The organism is Streptomyces sp. NBC_01498, assembly GCF_036327775.1.
In the GTDB taxonomy this organism is placed as follows: Bacteria; Actinomycetota; Actinomycetes; order Streptomycetales; family Streptomycetaceae; genus Streptomyces.
The window spans coordinates 6,455,986-6,472,304 of sequence record NZ_CP109598.1; the positions used below are offsets into that span (position 1 = coordinate 6,455,986).

The following is a 16,319-nucleotide window of genomic DNA, read 5'->3' on the forward strand; positions in this document are numbered from 1 at the left end:
ACACGCTGATGACGTCGGCGGAAACCGAACTGCCCACGATCCAGCGCCCGACGGCCTACGAACAATGGCTGAAGGACGAGGGACTGACCGTCGTGGAAGGGCTGTTCATCGAGGACCTGCGCACCGTCGAACTCGGCGACTGGGCCCGGCGCGGCTGCCGGGCCGCGGTCGCCCGGCTGGAGGGCACCGAGGACGTCAACGACGCCCACATCATCGAGATCGCCCCCGGCGGGCAGATGGCGCCCGAGCGCCATCTCTACGAGGAGATCACCTACGTCGTGTCCGGCCGGGGCTCGACCAGGGTGTGGAACTCCGCCGGGGCGGAGGCGACGTTCGAGTGGAACGCCGGGAGCGTGTTCTCCGTCCCCCTCAACGCGTACGCGCAGCACTTCAACGGCAGCGGATCCGAGCCCGCCCGGTTCTACACGGTCACCAGCGCCCCGCTGGTGATGCGGATGTTCCACAACCGCTCGTTCGTCTACGACTGCGACTTCGACTTCACCGACCGGTTCGGCGCCCAGAAGGACGACTTCAGCGGCGCCGGGACGGCCTACCAGTCGCGCGTCTGGGAGAGCAGGTTCATCCCCGACGCGGCCGGCATCGAGCTGAAGTCGTGGGCCGCGCGCGGCGCCGGCGGCAGCAACGTCATGCTGGAGATCGCCGACAACAGCCTCTGCGGCCATGTGTCGGAGTTCCCCGTCGGCACGTACAAGAAGGCACACCGGCACAACGCCGGCGCCCATGTGATCATCCTCGGCGGCACCGGCTTCTCCCTGCTCTGGCGGGAGGGCGAGCCGGTCCGCAAGGTCGACTGGCAGCGGGGCTCGATCGTGGTGCCGCCCGAGCGCTGGTTCCACCAGCACTTCAACACCGGTACCACGCCCGCCCGTTACCTCGCCCTGCGCTGGGGCAGCAAGAAGTACCCGCTGTTCAAGCAGTTCCTGATCGACCGCCCCACCACGGAGGGCGGCGACCAGATCGAGTACCAGGACGAGGACCCCTCGGTACGCGCGACCTTCGAGGCCGATCTCGCGAAGAACGGCGCCGAGAGCCGGATGGGACCGCTCTACGAGCGGGCCGGTCTGCGGACCGGCTGACCATGATCAGCCTGGAACGCCGTTTCGACGAGGACTTCCACGTCGCGGCCGACGGACCGACGCTGGCGATCGACTTCTGGAGCTATCTCAACGCGCTCCAGGCCCGCCTCGGCTGGACCCCGGCCGACGACCGGACGTGGGACTACCTGGAGGAGCTCGGACGCGACATCGAGCCGCTCATCGAGACCCTCCCGGACGCGGACGCCGCGCCGTACCTGCGCCGGCTCGTCGACCGATGGGCGGCGCGGGGCCCCGGGGAGCGCGACGACCTCCGGCAGAGCGTCGCCGCCATGCTGCTGGCGGCCCTGCGCCGGGGCCCCGTGCCGGGAGCGGCGGCGGTCACCGCCGCCGCCCCCGCGCCGGGTCCCGCCGAATCAAGAGGAGCACGACCATGATCAGTGAAGCCGAGAACGCATTCCTTACACGTGTGGGCCCCGGCACCCCCGCCGGTGACCTGCTGCGCCGCTACTGGCAGCCGTTCGCCCTCACCGCCGACCTCTCGCCGGACAAGCGCACCAAGCGCGTCCGCATCCTCGGCGAGGACCTGGTGGTCTATCTGACCGACGACCACGACTACGCCCTGGTGGCGGAGTCGTGCGCGCACCGCAGGGTGTCGCTCTACTACGGCTTCGTGGAGGGGTGCGAGATCCGCTGCCCGTACCACGGCTGGAAGTACGACCGCACGGGCCAGTGCCTGGAGCAGCCCTTCGAGCAGGAGAACCGGCGGGCCCGCGAACGCGCGAGGATCGCCGCCTATCCCGTACGGGCCTACCGGGGCCTCCTCTTCACCTACATGGGCCCCGGCGAACCGCCCGTCCTGCCGGAGTGGGACGTGCTCGACCGCCGCGACGGCCACCTCACCCTGTATGTGGAGGAGGACCTGCGGTGCAACTGGCTCCAGCCGATGGAGAACGCCGTCGACACCGTGCACACCTTCTGGCTGCACGGCCACACCATGCACCTCAAGGGCATCGACCGGGGCAGCTACTACTACCGCCCCATCGAGAAGTACTCCTTCGAGGAGTTCGAGTGGGGCATCATCAAGCGCCGCGTCTACCGCGACAACGCCGGTGACCTGGAGGAGGAGACCGGGCACCCGCTGGTGTTCCCCAACATCCTCCGGCTCCCCGAGGGCCCGCTCCAGGCGATGCACTGGCGGGTGCCCGTGGACGACGAACACACCATGCTCATCCGGGCCGGTCTGCTGCCGGACCGGCCGGGCGAGGAGCGCGTGCACGACGAGGAGCCCAGCGTCGTACGGGTCCCCTCGGAGATGACCGCCGACGGCGACCACACCATGACCACCTTCACCAGCCAGGACCGGATGGCCTGGGAGACCCAGGGCGCGATCTACGACCGCACCAAGGAGACCCTGGGCGCCGAGGACAAGGGCATCGCCATGTACCGGCGGCTGCTGCGCCGGCAGATCGAACGCGTCCGGGCGGGCGAGGACCCGATGGCCCTCATCCGGGACCCGGAGAAGTCACGCGTCACCTTCGACGTCTCCCAGGGCCAGGCCAGGGTGGCCGTCGCCGAAGGCCGGACGAGATGACGTCCCCGGCCGAGCGTGTCGCGGCGGCCTGCCGTGTCCTCGGCCGTCTGGGACTCACCCGCGAGCCGGCCGGCCATGTCAGCGTCCTCCTGGACGACGGGACCGTCGCGGTGAAGGCCCGGGGACCCGCGGAATCCGGGCTCCGGTACGCCTCCGCCGACGACGTCGTCGTGGTCGACCGGGACGGCACGACGCTCTCCGGCGGGCCGGGACTCAAGGCCCCCCAGGAGATCGCCATTCACCTCGCGGTGTACCGGGCACGCCCGGAGGTCACCAGCGTGGCGCACGTCCATCCGACGATGCCGGTGATCTTCGGTGTCTGCGACGTGCCGCTGCTCCCGGTGATCGGCGCGTACGACCCGTACGCCCTGCGGCTGCTGCGCCGGGGCGTTCCGGTGTACGGGCGGGCCGTGCTGGTCAACACCCCGGAGTTGGGGGACGAACTGGCCGCCGCGCTCGGGCCCGCCGACGTCTGTCTGATGCGCGGGCACGGGGTCACGACCGTGGGCCGGAGCCCCGAGGAGGCGGCGCTGAACGTCGTCAAACTCAACGAGCTGGCCGAACTGAACTTCCTGGCACGGCAGTTGGGTGAGCCGCGGTGCATCGACCCGGCCGACGAGAAGGCGGTCGTCGGCGACGGCCGGACGAGGCCCGAACTGATCGACTCCGCCTGGCGCTACTACCGGCGGCTCGCCGAGGAAGGGGTGGCGACATGACGGACACGACCGCGACGGACCCGGCCCGGCAGCCGCGGACACCCGACCGCGAGCACACATCCGCGCACGAGCACGAGCACGCACCCGAGCGCGTACACGCACCCGACCACGAGCACACATCCGCGCACGAGCACGACCACGCACCCGATCACGACCACGACCACGTGGACCACGACGTACACGCACCCGGGCACGACCACGTACACGCACCCGGGCATCACCGCGACGACGGTCACCACGGCCACGACGGGCACGACCACGACCACGACCACGGTGTGAGCATCTGGCCCGAGGACCCGGACCACCCCCTCTGGGAGCGCGACCAGATCGTGCTGACCAGCGTCGGTGTCGACATCGGCTCGGCCACCAGCCAACTGCTCTTCTCCCGGCTGACGCTGCGCCGTCTCGGCCGCGAACTCTCCAGCGCCTACGCCGTCGTGGACAAGCAGATCGTCCACGAGTCGGCCGTCGTGCTCACCCCGTACGCCGAGGGGCTCACCATCGACGGCGAGGCCCTCGGGACCATCGTGGAGGAGGCGTTCGCGGCGGCCGGTGTCTCGGCCGACGACGTCGACACCGGCGCCGTGATCCTGACCGGCGAGGCCACCCGCCGCCACAACGCCCGCGCCCTCGCCGATCTGTTCGCGTCCCGCACCGGACGGTTCATCTGCGCCACCGCCGGACACGGCATGGAGGCGACGCTCGCCGCGCACGGTTCGGGCGCGGTGGCCAGGAGCGAGCGGGGCCACGCGCGGGTGCTCAACATCGACATGGGCGGCGGCACCACCAAACTGTCGGTGGCCGAGTCCGGGACCGTACGGTCGACCGCCGCGCTCCATCTGGGCGCCCGGCTGATCGTGGTCGACGGCGACGGCCGGATCGTCCGCCTGGAACCGGCGGGCAGACGCCTGGCGGCGGCGCTCGGCCACGACTGGTCGCTGGGCGACCGGACCACGCCGGGTGAACTCGCCGCACTGGCCGAGCTGATGGCCGACGCCGTCCTCGCCGAGGTCACCGCCCTCCCCGGGACCGGCGGATCCTCCGAAAGAATCCACGCGGGCGCCCTCTCCCTCGCCGGTCTCCGGCTCACCGATCCGCTGACCGAGCACGGGCCCTACGACGCCGTGCTGTTCTCCGGGGGAGTGGCGGAGTACGTCCACGGCCGCGAGTCACGGGACTTCGGCGATCTGGGGCCCTTCCTCGGCCGCGCGCTCGCCGCCCGCACCGGCCGGCTGCCCGGCCCGGTGGAGAACGGCGGCCGGGCCATCAGGGCCACGGTGCTCGGAGCGTCCCAGTACACCGTGCAGGTGAGCGGCAACACGATCCACATCGGCGATCCCGCGCTGCTCCCGCTGCACAATCTGCGGGTCGTGCGCCCCGAGGTGGAGCTGGGGGAGACGGTCGACGCCGACCGGGTCGCCGAGGCGATCACCCGTCATCTGGCGCGGATCGACATGGAACCGGAGGACCCGCTGGTCTTCGGATTCCGGTGGACCGGGCTGCCGAGCTTTCCCCGGCTGGACGCCTTCGTCCGGGGCGTCCGGCGCGGTCTGGGCGACCGGATCGCGGCCGGGCTGCCGCTGTGCCTGCTGTTCGAGGGGGACATCGCGAGGTCCGTCGGCGCCCTGCTGCTGGACCAGGGCGTCACCGTGCCGGTCGTCTCCGTCGACGGCATCAGCGTCACCGAACTCGACCATGTCGACATCGGCGCCGTGCTCGCCAAGTCGGGGACCGTACCGGTCTCCCTCAAGTCCCTGGTGTTCTCGCTGTGAACGGCACGACGGTACGGGCCGGACCGCGGCCGGCCCCGCAGCCCCGCTCAGTCCGTCTCGTTGAGCGCGTCGCGCACCGACTCCTGGGCCCGCACCAGCAAGGGGGCGATCTCCCGGGCCTGTTCGAGGTTCTCCAGCCGGGAACTGGGAACGGCCACGGCGATCGCCGCGAGGGGATAGCCGATCAGATCGTAGACCGCCATCCCCACGGCGCAGATGCTGCTCTCCCCCTCGCCGAAGTTGACCGCGAACCCGCTGTCCCGGATCTCGTCGAGTTCGGACGTCAACTCTCCCCAGGTGGAGATGGAGTTCGGCGTACGGGTGTCCAGCTGCCTGGTGGGGTAGCGCCGGCCCAGGTCACTGGCCGGCAGCGCCGCCAGGATCGCCTTCCCGCCCGCCGTGCAGTGCGCGGGCAGGACGATCCCGGTACGGGTGGCCACCCGTACCGACCGGGAGCCCTCCACACAGTCGATGAACCGGACGCAGTCCCCTTCCAGCAGCAGCAGACTGACCGTCTCCTGGGTGTCCTCGCTGAGCTTTTCCAGTACGGGCCTCGCGGCGTGCCGGATGTCGACGCGGCCTATCGCCGCCAGTCCGATCTCCAACAGGGCGCGGCCCGGCCGGTAGACACCGTTCGGCTTGTCCTGGGTCACGAAGCCGTGCCTGCGCAGCGTGGTCAGCAGGCGGTGTGCCGTGGACCGGGCGACGGCCAGTTCGTCGGCGGCGTCCGCGACCCGCAGTGCCCGCCGCTCGCCGATGAGGTGCAGCAACTGGAGGGCGTTGTCGACCGATGACAGACCCGTCTGCGCCGACTGCGGGACGGGGTGGTGAGGTTCATCGTGCACTGAGTTCTTCATGCCGGAATAGTAGCGCCAACTCTTTCGTGGCGCGGAACAATCACTAAGGTTTGGGCTATGACATTCGTGTCGAATCATCGTGAGCCGCCCGTGATCGTCCTGGGCGGCGGCCCCGTCGGCGTCACCGCGGCCTGGGCGCTCACCAGGGCGGGGGTACGCGTCCACCTCGTCGAGCGGGAACCGGAGCCGCGCACCGACTGGCGCGCGTCGACCTTCCATCCGCCCACGCTCGAACTCCTCGACGAACTCGGCGTGGCCGCGCGGATGCACGCCGAAGGACTGACGGTGCCCCGCTACCAGTACCGCGACCGGCGGGAGGGTCTGGTGGCCGAGTTCGACTTCGGCGTCCTCAAGGACGAGACGAAGTACCCCCACCGGCTCCAGCTCAACCAGCAGCATCTGGTGCGCATGCTGGTCGCCCGGCTCGCCGACGAACCGGACGCCACCCTGTCCTACGGCATCGAGGCCACCGGCATCACGGGGGACGACGAGGGCGTGCTCGTCGAGGGGCGCGGCCCCTCGGGGCCGGTGAGCCTGCGCGGCAGCTTCCTCGTCGCCGCCGACGGCGCCGGCAGTACCGCCCGGCGGCTGCTCGGTGTGCGGTTCACCGGCTTCACCTACCCCGAGCGGTTCCTGATCGCCAGCACCTCCGCCGACTTCCGCGCCCTCATCCCCGACATCGCCGACGTCAACTACGTCGCCGATCCGGACGAATGGCTCTTCCTGCTGCGTACCGTCGAATCCTGGCGCGCCGTGTACCCCGTACCGGTCGGCCAGACGTACGAGGAGGCCACCGACCCCGCCGAGATGCAGGCGCGGCTCCAGGGCATCGCGCCCCTGCCCGGCGGCTACGAGATCGGCGACCGCCAGATCTACAACGTGCACCAGCGGGTCGCGGACACCTTCGTCGCCGGGCGCTGCGCGCTGATCGGCGACGCCGCGCACATCAACAGCCCGCTCGGCGGGGTCGGTCTCAACAGCGGCATCCACGACGCCGTCGACCTCGCCCGCCGGCTCGCCCGCGTGCTGCTCGACGGCGCCGACGCGACGGCCGAACTGGAGACGTTCGCCGAGATACGCCGACAGGTGGCCGTCGAGTACGTCCAGGCGGACACCAAACGCAACACCGAGCGCATCAGCGAACGCGACGAGGCCCGACGACAGGCCAACCACGCCGAGTTGAGCGCCGTCGCCGCCGACCCCGACCGGGCCCGCGCCTGGTGCCGGCGCGCCTCCCTGCTCGAATCGGTGGCCCGCTTCGGCATCGGCCTGCCACCCCAGGACGTCCGCCACCGGGAACAGGCGGCGGACGCCACCAGCTGACCCGACCGTTGCCGCCGGGCCCCACCGGGCACGGCGCAGGCGAAAGAGGACCCATGACACTCGACAACACCCCACGCGCGAGGGCCGGGGAGGACCGCGTACCGGACCCGGGGCGGGAGCCCGCGCCGGACCCGGCGGAGGATTCCGCGGAAGACCCCTCGGAGGAGCGCGAACTCGCCTCCCTCTACGAGGACCTGGCCGCCGTCGACCTGCGACCGCTGTGGACCGTCACCCGGGACCTGCTCCCCCCCACGCCGCGCCCCCGCGCGATCCCCTGGCTGTGGAGCGCGGGCGTGCTGGCCGAACTGGCCGGGCGGGCACTGCGCCTGATCCCCGTCGAGCGCGGCGGCGAACGCCGCGTCCTCAGCCTCGGCAACCCGGGACTCGACGGACTGCCCTACGCCGCCGGGACCCTGTGGGGCGCCATCCAGTGCCTCGGCCCCGGCGAGACGGCCCCCGCCCACCGCCACAGCCCCGGCGCCATCCGCTTCATCCTCTCCGGGGACGGCGTGGCGACCACCGTCGACGGCGACGTGTGCGACATGCACCCCGGCGACCTGATCCTCACCCCGTCCTGGAACTGGCACGACCACAGCAGCGCCAGCGACGGACCGATGCTCTGGTTCGACGGGCTCGACCTGCCCATGATCGAGGCACTCGACGCGGTGTTCTTCGAGCCGTACCCCGACTTCCGGCAGCCCGACACCGATCCGCACAACCGGTCCGAGACGGCGGCGGGCCCCGGCCCGCGCTACGTCGACGGCGCCGTCCGCGACGTCCTGACCACCGCTCACTCCCCGCTGCTGGTCTACCGGTGGCCCGACACCGACCGGGAACTCGCCCGGCTCGCCGCCGCGAGCGGCGAACCGATGGTCAGCCTGGAGTACGTCAACCCCGAGACCGGCGCCAGCGTCATGCCGACGCTCAGCTGCGGCATGCACCGGCTGAGGCCCGGCGCCGCGACGCTCCCGCTGCGCCGCACCGGCAACAGCGTCTTCGTCGTGTACCAGGGGTCCGGCAGCTCGGTCATCGACGGCCGGCACTTCGACTGGTCGGCCGGCGACATGTTCGTCGTCCCGTCCTGGGCCGCCGCCGAGCACGCCAGCGCCGACGGCGCCGACCTCTTCGGCATCGGGGACAGCCCCGTCCTGCGGGCCCTCGGCGTCTACCGCGAACAGCCCCTGGACGCCCCCCAGGACGTCACCGGTGTCTTCGTCCCCGCGCAGCTTCCCCGCTCCGGGTCCCCGGAGACCGTCGCCTCCGACCAGGAACCGGTGAGCACATGAGACTCGCGATCTTCGACGACCACCGTCTCGGCGTCGTCACCGGCGACCACGTCGTCGACGTCACCGACGCCCTGCCCTGGCCGCACGAGCCCGATCCGCTCCTCGCGGGCTGGTGGCGGGCCATGTGCCGGGACTTCGCCTCCCTCGAACCCGCCCTGCGCGCGGCGGCCCGCCAGGGCCCGGCGCTGCCGCTGGAATCCGTCCGGCTGGCCGCGCCCGTCCTCGGCCCGACGAAGATCATCGCTGCCGCCAGCAACTACCGGGAACACGTCGCGGAGATGCACGCCGTCCAGGAACGGACCCTGGGGCAGGTCGAGTCCTGGATGATGAACTTCGACGTCTTCCTCAAGTCCCCCTCCTCGATCGCCGGCCCCGAGGACGGCATCGTCCTGCCGCGCGAGGTGCTCGCCGAGGGCAGCGAGATCCACCACGAGTCCGAACTGGTCGTCGTCATCGGCGCCGGGGGCAAGGACATCGCCGTGGAGGACGCGCCGACCCATGTGCTCGGCTACACCATCGGACTCGACATCACCGTCCGCAGCCCCGCCGACCGCTCCCGCCGCAAGAGCTACGACACCTTCAGCCCGCTCGGACCCTGGCTCACCACGAGCGACGAGGCGGGCGACCCGGCCGACTTCGACATCCTCCTGACCTGCAACGGGGAGCCCCGGCAGGCCGTCAACACCTCGGCGCTCCTCACCTCCGTACCGAGGATCGTCTCCTACGCCTCGCGCATGATGACGCTCCACCCCGGCGACGTGATCTTCACCGGAGCGCCGCCCGGTGTCGGCCCGATCGTGCCGGGCGACGTGCTGCGCACCTCGATCAGCCGGCTCGGCGAGATGACCCTGCCGGTCGAGGCCGAGGCCGCCGTACTCCGCTGACCCGGCCCGGCCCGTACCTCGCATCGCCCCCTCTGATTCCCGCTAAAGGAATATCTGTCGCCACCATTCCTCGGGTGAGAACTCCATGGCTATGGTCCCGACATCAGCAGACCAATCGCTCAGGTGCACCGAGAACAGGTGAGGGCAGTTCCGATGACGACAAAAGCCAGATTCCTCCTCCCCGCCGCCGTACTGCTGCTCGTCGGAGCCTGCGGGGGAGGCACGTCCGACGACACGGCGGACGGCGGCGCCGCGCCGGGAGCCGACGGCCCGAAGGTCACGGCGGGCTGCCCCGACCCGAACGGCACACTCGCGAAAGCCGCCGCGAAGGAGGGCGAGGTGGTCATGACCGGCACACCGGACGGCAGCGTACGGACCGACGTCCCGCGCGAGTTCCGGAAGACGTACGGCGTCAAGGTCAACTACGTCGGCGGACGCAACAGCGACATCGCCGCCAAGCTCCAGGCCGAACGCAAGGCCGGCGTCTACACCCACGACGTCTTCGGCGGCGGCGGCAACACGATGTCCGCCACCTACTACGGCGAGGGCTGGATCGGCTCCCTCAAGGAGGCGCTCGACCCCGCGCTGCTGACCGCCGGGAACTGGCGCGACGGCGCGCCCAAGTGGGTCGACCCCGAGCAGGACAAGATCCTCCAGCTCTCCACGTACGTCGACTCCGGCGTCGTCGTCAACACCGATCTGGTGAAGGACGGCGATCTGACCTCGTTCGAGGACATGCTCGACCCGAAGTGGAAGGGCAAGATCGTCGTGGACGACCCGCGCTCCAACGGCGGCGCCATCTACGACGTGGGCTCCTTCGACAAGGCGTACGGCGACGACTTCGTCAAGTCCCTCTACGTCGACCAGAAGCCGACCCTGCTGACCGACCAGCGCCAGGAACTGGACGACATCGCCCGGGGCAAGTACGCCTTCGGCCTGTCCCTCCAGACCGCGGAGACCGCCGAGGCCCTCGGCGAGGGACTGCCGCTGAAGCAGATCAAGCTGACCGGCGCCCCGGCCGTCTCCACCGGCGGATCGAGCCTGCTGGCGATCGACAACAAGGCCCCGCACCCGAACGCGGCCAAGCTGCTCGTCAACTGGCTGGTCTGCAAGGACGGGAACTCCGTGTGGACCAACGCCCTCCAGGTGCCCAGCAACCGCGCGGACGTGCCCGTCCCGGCCGATCTGGACGCCACCGTCCCCGAGAAGGGCACCGAGTACTACGACAGTTACGGCTGGGACGTCCTGACCAAGGACGTCAAGCGCCTCCAGACGATGCTCGTAGACCTGCTCGGCCCCCAGTGACCGGGCCGGACGGGGGGACCCCGGAGCCCCCGGGTCCCGGTGGTCCCGTGCGGTCCCCGAAACGGCCCACCGCCTACGCCCGGTGGTCACGCGGCCAGGGAATCGACGTCGTCCCCGGCTTCCACATCCCCGACCTGCGGGCACTGCCGCTCAAACCCTGGGCACGCGTGGGCGGGGAGGGCGTCTTCATCAACCACGACGACAGCGACCGCAGCAACGACTGCTACGTGAGCCGGATTCCGGCGGGCGGGTCCCTGCACCCCGTACGGCACCTCCACGAGGTGATGATCCATGTGCTCTCCGGCCGGGGGAGCACCACGGTCTGGGGACCCGGCGGGGAACCGCGCAGCTTCGAGTGGGGGACCGGCTCGCTCTTCGCGATCCCGCTGAACCTCCGTTACCAGCACTTCAACGGCAGCGGGGAACAGCCCGCCACCCTCCTCGCCGTCACCAACGCCCCCGTCGTCATCAACCTGTTCGACGAGGCGGAGTTCGTCTTCGACTGCCCGTACGACTTCACCGCCCGCTACTCCGGGGCCGCCGGCTACTTCGGCGGCGAGGGCACACTCACCGGCCGGCTCTGGGAGAGCAACTTCGTCCCCGACGTGCGGGAGTTCGGACTCGTGGACTACCGCGAACGCGGCGCGGGCGGCACCAACGTCCAGTTCCGGCTCGCCCGCAACACGATGATGGCGCACGTGTCCCAATTCCCCGTCGGCACCTACAAGAAGGCACACCGTCACGCGCCCGGCGCCCATGTGGTCATCCTCGGCGGCACCGGATACAGCCTGATGTGGAAGGAGGGGGAGCCCGTCGAACGCTTCGACTGGTCCGCCGGCTCCCTGGTGGTCCCACCGGGCGACACGTTCCACCAGCACTTCAACACCGGCCCCGCACCGGCCCGTTATCTCGCGCTGCGCCATCTGAACGCGCGCCGGGACCCCGCCACCGGACTGCCCATGTCCTCCGTCAGCACCCGGCTCGGCGGCGACCAGATCGACTACGCGGACGAGAGCCCGGCCGTCCGCGAGATGTACCGCGAGGCGTGCGCCGACAACGGCGTCGAGCCGCGCATGGCGGAGTTCCACGGCACAGCGAGGAACACAGTGAGGAATCGGGCATGACAGCGAACGGTGGCCGGGCACGGGAGACCTTCTACGACGGCTGGATGCGCAAGGAGGGCCTGCCCGTCCACCGCGGGTACGGCGTCGCCGACGTCCGGGAACTGGAGCGCGCCGACTGGGCGCGGACCGGCGGCCGGGCGGCCTTCGTCCAGCTCCACGGCATGGAGGGCTTCACCGGGACGCAGATCGGCGAGATAGCCGGCCGCCGCTCGCTGGAGCGCCAGCGCCATCTGCACCAGCAGTTCGTCACCGTGCTCGCCGGGCGGGGCACGGCCGACGTCTGGCTGCCCGGCGACTCCCGCCGTACGTCCTTCGAATGGCAGCGCGGCAGCTTCTTCGCGATCCCCCTCAACTGCTCGTACGTCCTGCACAACACCGGTTCCGAGCCGGTCGTCTATCTGGCCGTCAACGACGCGCCGATGGTGCTGGACCTGTTCCACAACGAGGACTTCGTCTTCGCCAACGACTACCGCTTCACCGACCGCTTCCAGCCCGGCGGCACGTACTACGCGCACAGCACCCGCTACGAGAACTACTTCGGCGGCATCGCCGAGACCAACTTCGTCGCCGACATCAACGAGATCGCGCTGGACTCCCTCGGGGTCAAGGGCAGAGGGGTCGACGCGACGGTCTTCGAGATGGCGGGCAACACCATCGCCGCCCACATCACCTCCTGGCCGGTGGGCCGCTACCACAAGGCGCACCACCACCTGGGCGGGGCCATCCTGTACGGCCTCCGGTCCGAGGGCTACGTCCTGATCTGGCCCCAGGAGGCGGGCAGCCGCCCGTACGAGAGCGGCAACGGCGACCGGGTCGTCCGCGTCGAGTGGGGCGAGGGCTCGCTCTACAGCCCGCCGAGCAAATGGTTCCACCAGCACTTCAACACGGGCCGGGTGGCGGCCCGTCAACTGGCCTTCCGCGGCGGGGTGAAACACCCGACGGGTGTCCGCCGCGCGGGCAACCCGATCGTGGACGGCCGCCCCGGCGTGCTGGTCCCCGTCCACGAGGGCGGCAGCCTCCTCCCGTACGAGAGCGAGGACCCCCGCATCCGGCACGACTACGTGACCTCCCTGACCGCTCGTGGCATCACCCCGGACATGCCGGACGACCTGTACACCGGGCGGTCCTGACCGGGTCCGGAAGCACCGCCCACGAGGCCGTGGCCGCAGCGGCGGCGACGGCCTTGTCGGCATGCGCGGGCGGGCCCGCGCGGGCTGCCCGCAGGCCCGCCAGGTATATGACCACTGGTTCGGACCAGATGTGGACCCGAGGGGTTCGCGGCCGAGTGCCGGCCGGGTCGAAGTCGCTCCCGACGCGCGTCATGCGAAAGGGCCAGGTGGAGATGGCCTGGCCAGAGGCGACTAATACCAGTGGTCTAGTTCAGTTATCGATACGTGATACCAAAGGGTTGACCAGTGGTTGCCCCCGGTTCTAGCGTGCGTCACATCACTCCGCCACAAATGGCCCGAGGGGGACAAAACACTCATGAACGTTACTTCTCATTCGCACCGACGCATGGCCGTCGTAGGGGTGGCCGCGGTGGGAGCCCTCCTGCTGGCCTCGTGCGGACAGAGCGGCTCCGACGGAACGGACGACGCGTCCGGCTCCGGCAGCTCCGCCGTCGGCAACGCCAAGAAGAACCCGATCGTCGCCCTCCTGCTCCCGGAGAACGCCACCGCGCGGTACGAGGCGCGGGACAAGCCGACCTTCGAGAAGGAGCTCGCCAAGAGCTGCCCCACCTGTCAGCTCCGCTACTACAACGCCGCCGGCGACGCCGGCAAGCAGCTCAGCCAGGCCGAGTCGGCGCTGACCGAGGGGGCGAGCGTGCTGGTGATCGACCCCGTCGACTCCAACGCCGCCGGAGCCGCGGTCGCCAGCGCCCGCCGCCAGGGCGCGAAGGTCATGAGCTACGACCGCGTCATCTACAACGCGGGCGTCGACTACGCGGTGAAGTTCGACAACGTCCAGCAGGGCGCCGTCGGCATGCAGTCACTGCTCGACAAGCTGAAGAAGGACGGCAAGACCTCCGGCAACGTCGTCATGATGAACGGCGACCCCGTCGACTCCGGCGCCAAGCCCGAGAAGGAGGGCGCCCACGGGGCCATCGACTCGTCCGGCTTCACCGTCGCCGCCGAGTACGACACCAAGGGCTGGTCGGCCGCCAACGCGCAGAACCAGATGCAGCAGGCCATCACCAAGCTCGGCGCGTCCGACATCGACGGCGTCTACGCGGGCAACGACGGCATGGCCACCGGTGTCATCGCCGCGCTCAAGAGCGCGGGCGTCAAGCCCATGCCGCCCGTCACGGGCCTGGACACCCAGCTCGACGCCATCCAGAACATGGTGGCCGGCGACCTCTACGAGAGCACGTACCTGCCCGTCGAGACCGAGGCGCAGATCGGCGCCAGGGCCGCCGCCGCGCTCGCCACCGGCAAGAAGCCCTCCGGCGACCTGCTCAACGGCACCGTGGACGACGGCGCCCAGAAAGTGCCCGCCTACCTGCTCGAATCCATCGCCGTGACGATGGAGAACATGAAGGAGATCCTGATCGACAGCGGCTATCTGACCGTCGACCAGATCTGCACGGCCGACTACAAGAAGGCGTGCGTCAAGGCGGGACTCAGCTGAGTGACCACCCTCCCCACCGGTGATGCCGCCCAGTACGTAGCAGTGGACCTGGGCGGCACCACGGTCCGCGCGGCGCTCGTCGACCGGAACGGCGCCCTGACCGCCCGGCTCAAGGAGCCCGTCCGGCACGGCGCGGCGCACGAGCAGGTCGCCGACCTCATGACCCGGACCGCCGCCGGTACGGACGCCGTCTCCGCGGTCGTCGGCCTGCCCGGACGGGTGGACCACGTCCGGGGCCGGCTGCACGTGGCGCGGAACCTCCCGGCCACCGACCTCGACCGGCTGTCGGCCGCACACCTCGCCGCCGTCACCGGACTGGCCGTCGAACTGGCCGGCGACGCCGAACTGGCCGCCATCGGCGAGACGTACTTCGGCGCCGGAAGCACCACCACGACCACGGCCTACCTCACCCTGTCCACCGGGATCGGCGCGGCGGTCGTGAGCGAGGGCCGCGTACTGTCCGGACGCCTGTCCGGCTTCCAGATCGGATTCCTGCACCTGCTCGGCGCCGACCGCCCCATGATCGAGGACCTCGGTTCGGGGCAGCGCGTACGACAGGCCGCCCGCGAACTCGGCAGGGACGTCGACCACCGCACCCTGCGGGAACTCGCCGCCGCCACCGGCACCGCCCCGGAGACACGGCACGCCCGCGACCTGGCGGCCGGCGCGCTCGCCGACATCGCCGACGCGGCCACCGCCGCTGCGGTGCTCCTGTGCCACGTCGCCTCGCCCGACGTCCTGGTCGTCGGCGGCGGGCTCGCCCGCGCGGCCGGCGCCCACCTCCTCGACGAGCTCGACCGCCGTATCCGCTCCACCGGCACCTCGCACGTCTCCTGGGACGTCGAGGTGCGCGCCGCCCGGTGCGGTGACGACGCCGGCCTCGTCGGCGCGGCCGCGTGGCACCGCGCCCGGCCGGTCGTGGTCGCCGCCGCAGACCCGAGCAACACGAAAGGAGACGGCCGATGACACCGACCGTCCAGAAGACGGGCGGAAGCCCGCCTCCCGTGCTCGAACTGGAGCACATCAGCAAGAGCTTCGGCGCCGTACAGGCGCTCGGCGACGTCAGCATGAGCGTCGCCGCCGGAGAGGTCGTGGCCCTCGTCGGCGACAACGGGGCCGGAAAGTCCACCCTGATCAAGACGGTCTCCGGAGCACACCCCCGCGACGGCGGCACCATGTCCGTGAACGGCGAGCAGGTGTCCCCGCGCAAGCCCATCGACTCGACCCGCCTCGGCATCGCGACCGTCTACCAGGACCTCGCCCTGTGCGACAACCTCGACATCGTCGCCAACCTGTTCCTCGGGCGCGAGAAGCACCACGGGGGCTTCCTGAGCGCCCTCGACATGGAACAGATCGCCGTCGGGCTGCTCAAGCGGCTCTCCGTGAGGATCAAGGACCTGCGGGCCCCCGTCTCGTCACTCTCCGGCGGGCAGCGCCAGTCGGTCGCCATCGCACGGTCCCTGCTCGGCGACCCGCGACTGGTCATCCTGGACGAGCCCACCGCCGCGCTCGGCGTCGAGCAGACCGCCGAAGTGCTCGAACTCATCGAGCGGCTGCGCGCCGAGGGCCACGCCGTCCTCATGGTGAGCCACAACCTCGCCGACGTCTTCGACGTGGCGGACCGGATCGTGTGCCTGCGGCTCGGCCGCAGCGTCACCGAGTTCCCCGTCGAGGGAACCACCGAGGAGCAGGTCGTCGCCGCCATCACGGGCATCGCCGACAGCAGTGCCCACAAGCGCCGGAAGCTGCGCCGCGACCGGGCCGAGGAAGGATGA

General features: G+C 70.9%; 15 protein-coding genes. 14 read left to right on the forward strand and 1 reads right to left on the reverse strand.

Features of this window, described 5'->3' with window-relative positions:
• Window positions 1-8: 8 nt before the first annotated feature.
• From OG875_RS27500 to OG875_RS27520, 5 genes are read left to right on the forward strand one after another with little or no spacing between them, the layout of a single operon-like run.
• Window positions 9-1,097 (forward strand): cupin domain-containing protein, encoded by a 1,089-nt coding sequence (locus OG875_RS27500; protein WP_330176912.1) that lies wholly within the window; start codon window positions 9-11, stop codon window positions 1,095-1,097.
• A gap of 2 nt (window positions 1,098-1,099) precedes the next feature.
• Entirely contained in the window at window positions 1,100-1,492 is a 393-nt protein-coding gene (locus OG875_RS27505; RefSeq protein WP_330176913.1) for a hypothetical protein, read from the forward strand.
• Complete coding sequence (locus OG875_RS27510; protein WP_330176914.1) at window positions 1,489-2,649, forward strand: Rieske 2Fe-2S domain-containing protein; 1,161 nt, start codon at window positions 1,489-1,491, stop codon at window positions 2,647-2,649. Before OG875_RS27505 ends, OG875_RS27510 begins: the two co-directional genes overlap by 4 nt.
• Window positions 2,646-3,365, forward strand: coding sequence for a class II aldolase/adducin family protein (locus OG875_RS27515; RefSeq protein WP_330176915.1), 720 nt, complete (start codon window positions 2,646-2,648; stop codon window positions 3,363-3,365). Before OG875_RS27510 ends, OG875_RS27515 begins: the two co-directional genes overlap by 4 nt.
• Window positions 3,362-5,137 (forward strand): ethanolamine ammonia-lyase reactivating factor EutA, encoded by a 1,776-nt coding sequence (locus OG875_RS27520; RefSeq protein WP_330176916.1) that lies wholly within the window; start codon window positions 3,362-3,364, stop codon window positions 5,135-5,137. Before OG875_RS27515 ends, OG875_RS27520 begins: the two co-directional genes overlap by 4 nt.
• Window positions 5,138-5,184: 47 nt before the next feature.
• On the opposite strand, the gene OG875_RS27525 is transcribed toward OG875_RS27520, so the two are convergent.
• Window positions 5,185-5,994 carry an IclR family transcriptional regulator gene (locus tag OG875_RS27525; RefSeq protein ID WP_330176917.1) on the reverse strand — a complete coding sequence of 270 codons (810 nt, stop codon included), beginning with the start codon at window positions 5,992-5,994 and terminating at the stop codon, window positions 5,185-5,187.
• A gap of 57 nt (window positions 5,995-6,051) precedes the next feature.
• On the opposite strand from OG875_RS27525, the gene OG875_RS27530 reads away from it, so the two are divergent.
• The 9 genes from OG875_RS27530 (at window position 6,052) to OG875_RS27570 (ending at window position 16,319) form a co-directional block, all read left to right on the forward strand.
• The gene (locus OG875_RS27530) at window positions 6,052-7,317 is read left to right on the forward strand and encodes an FAD-dependent oxidoreductase (protein ID WP_330176918.1); all 1,266 of its coding nucleotides are present in this window, start codon (window positions 6,052-6,054) and stop codon (window positions 7,315-7,317) included.
• A gap of 53 nt (window positions 7,318-7,370) precedes the next feature.
• Window positions 7,371-8,603: a cupin domain-containing protein gene (locus OG875_RS27535; protein ID WP_330176919.1), complete on the forward strand. Its 1,233-nt coding sequence runs from the start codon at window positions 7,371-7,373 to the stop codon at window positions 8,601-8,603.
• Window positions 8,600-9,487 (forward strand): fumarylacetoacetate hydrolase family protein, encoded by an 888-nt coding sequence (locus tag OG875_RS27540; protein ID WP_330176920.1) that lies wholly within the window; start codon window positions 8,600-8,602, stop codon window positions 9,485-9,487. Before OG875_RS27535 ends, OG875_RS27540 begins: the two co-directional genes overlap by 4 nt.
• A 153-nt stretch (window positions 9,488-9,640) precedes the next feature.
• Complete coding sequence (locus OG875_RS27545; RefSeq protein ID WP_330176921.1) at window positions 9,641-10,792, forward strand: ABC transporter substrate-binding protein; 1,152 nt, start codon at window positions 9,641-9,643, stop codon at window positions 10,790-10,792.
• A gap of 47 nt (window positions 10,793-10,839) precedes the next feature.
• Complete coding sequence (locus OG875_RS27550) at window positions 10,840-11,916, forward strand: ethanolamine ammonia lyase-activating protein (protein ID WP_330176922.1); 1,077 nt, start codon at window positions 10,840-10,842, stop codon at window positions 11,914-11,916.
• Window positions 11,913-13,046 carry a hypothetical protein gene (locus tag OG875_RS27555; RefSeq protein ID WP_330176923.1) on the forward strand — a complete coding sequence of 378 codons (1,134 nt, stop codon included), beginning with the start codon at window positions 11,913-11,915 and terminating at the stop codon, window positions 13,044-13,046. Before OG875_RS27550 ends, OG875_RS27555 begins: the two co-directional genes overlap by 4 nt.
• 385 nt (window positions 13,047-13,431) lie before the next feature.
• Window positions 13,432-14,544 carry a substrate-binding domain-containing protein gene (locus OG875_RS27560; RefSeq protein WP_330176924.1) on the forward strand — a complete coding sequence of 371 codons (1,113 nt, stop codon included), beginning with the start codon at window positions 13,432-13,434 and terminating at the stop codon, window positions 14,542-14,544.
• Window positions 14,545-15,510 carry an ROK family protein gene (locus tag OG875_RS27565; RefSeq protein WP_330176925.1) on the forward strand — a complete coding sequence of 322 codons (966 nt, stop codon included), beginning with the start codon at window positions 14,545-14,547 and terminating at the stop codon, window positions 15,508-15,510.
• Window positions 15,507-16,319 carry an ATP-binding cassette domain-containing protein gene (locus tag OG875_RS27570; protein WP_330176926.1) on the forward strand — a complete coding sequence of 271 codons (813 nt, stop codon included), beginning with the start codon at window positions 15,507-15,509 and terminating at the stop codon, window positions 16,317-16,319. Before OG875_RS27565 ends, OG875_RS27570 begins: the two co-directional genes overlap by 4 nt.

Coding starts and splice junctions, on each gene's coding strand:
- OG875_RS27500 (WP_330176912.1), top strand. CDS start 9: ATGACGTCGGCGGAAACCGAACTGCCCACGATCCAGCGCCCGACGGCC.
- OG875_RS27505 (WP_330176913.1), top strand. CDS start 1,100: ATGATCAGCCTGGAACGCCGTTTCGACGAGGACTTCCACGTCGCGGCC.
- OG875_RS27510 (WP_330176914.1), top strand. CDS start 1,489: ATGATCAGTGAAGCCGAGAACGCATTCCTTACACGTGTGGGCCCCGGC.
- OG875_RS27515 (WP_330176915.1), top strand. CDS start 2,646: ATGACGTCCCCGGCCGAGCGTGTCGCGGCGGCCTGCCGTGTCCTCGGC.
- OG875_RS27520 (WP_330176916.1), top strand. CDS start 3,362: ATGACGGACACGACCGCGACGGACCCGGCCCGGCAGCCGCGGACACCC.
- OG875_RS27525 (WP_330176917.1), bottom strand. CDS start 5,994: ATGAAGAACTCAGTGCACGATGAACCTCACCACCCCGTCCCGCAGTCG.
- OG875_RS27530 (WP_330176918.1), top strand. CDS start 6,052: ATGACATTCGTGTCGAATCATCGTGAGCCGCCCGTGATCGTCCTGGGC.
- OG875_RS27535 (WP_330176919.1), top strand. CDS start 7,371: ATGACACTCGACAACACCCCACGCGCGAGGGCCGGGGAGGACCGCGTA.
- OG875_RS27540 (WP_330176920.1), top strand. CDS start 8,600: ATGAGACTCGCGATCTTCGACGACCACCGTCTCGGCGTCGTCACCGGC.
- OG875_RS27545 (WP_330176921.1), top strand. CDS start 9,641: ATGACGACAAAAGCCAGATTCCTCCTCCCCGCCGCCGTACTGCTGCTC.
- OG875_RS27555 (WP_330176923.1), top strand. CDS start 11,913: ATGACAGCGAACGGTGGCCGGGCACGGGAGACCTTCTACGACGGCTGG.
- OG875_RS27560 (WP_330176924.1), top strand. CDS start 13,432: ATGGCCGTCGTAGGGGTGGCCGCGGTGGGAGCCCTCCTGCTGGCCTCG.
- OG875_RS27570 (WP_330176926.1), top strand. CDS start 15,507: ATGACACCGACCGTCCAGAAGACGGGCGGAAGCCCGCCTCCCGTGCTC.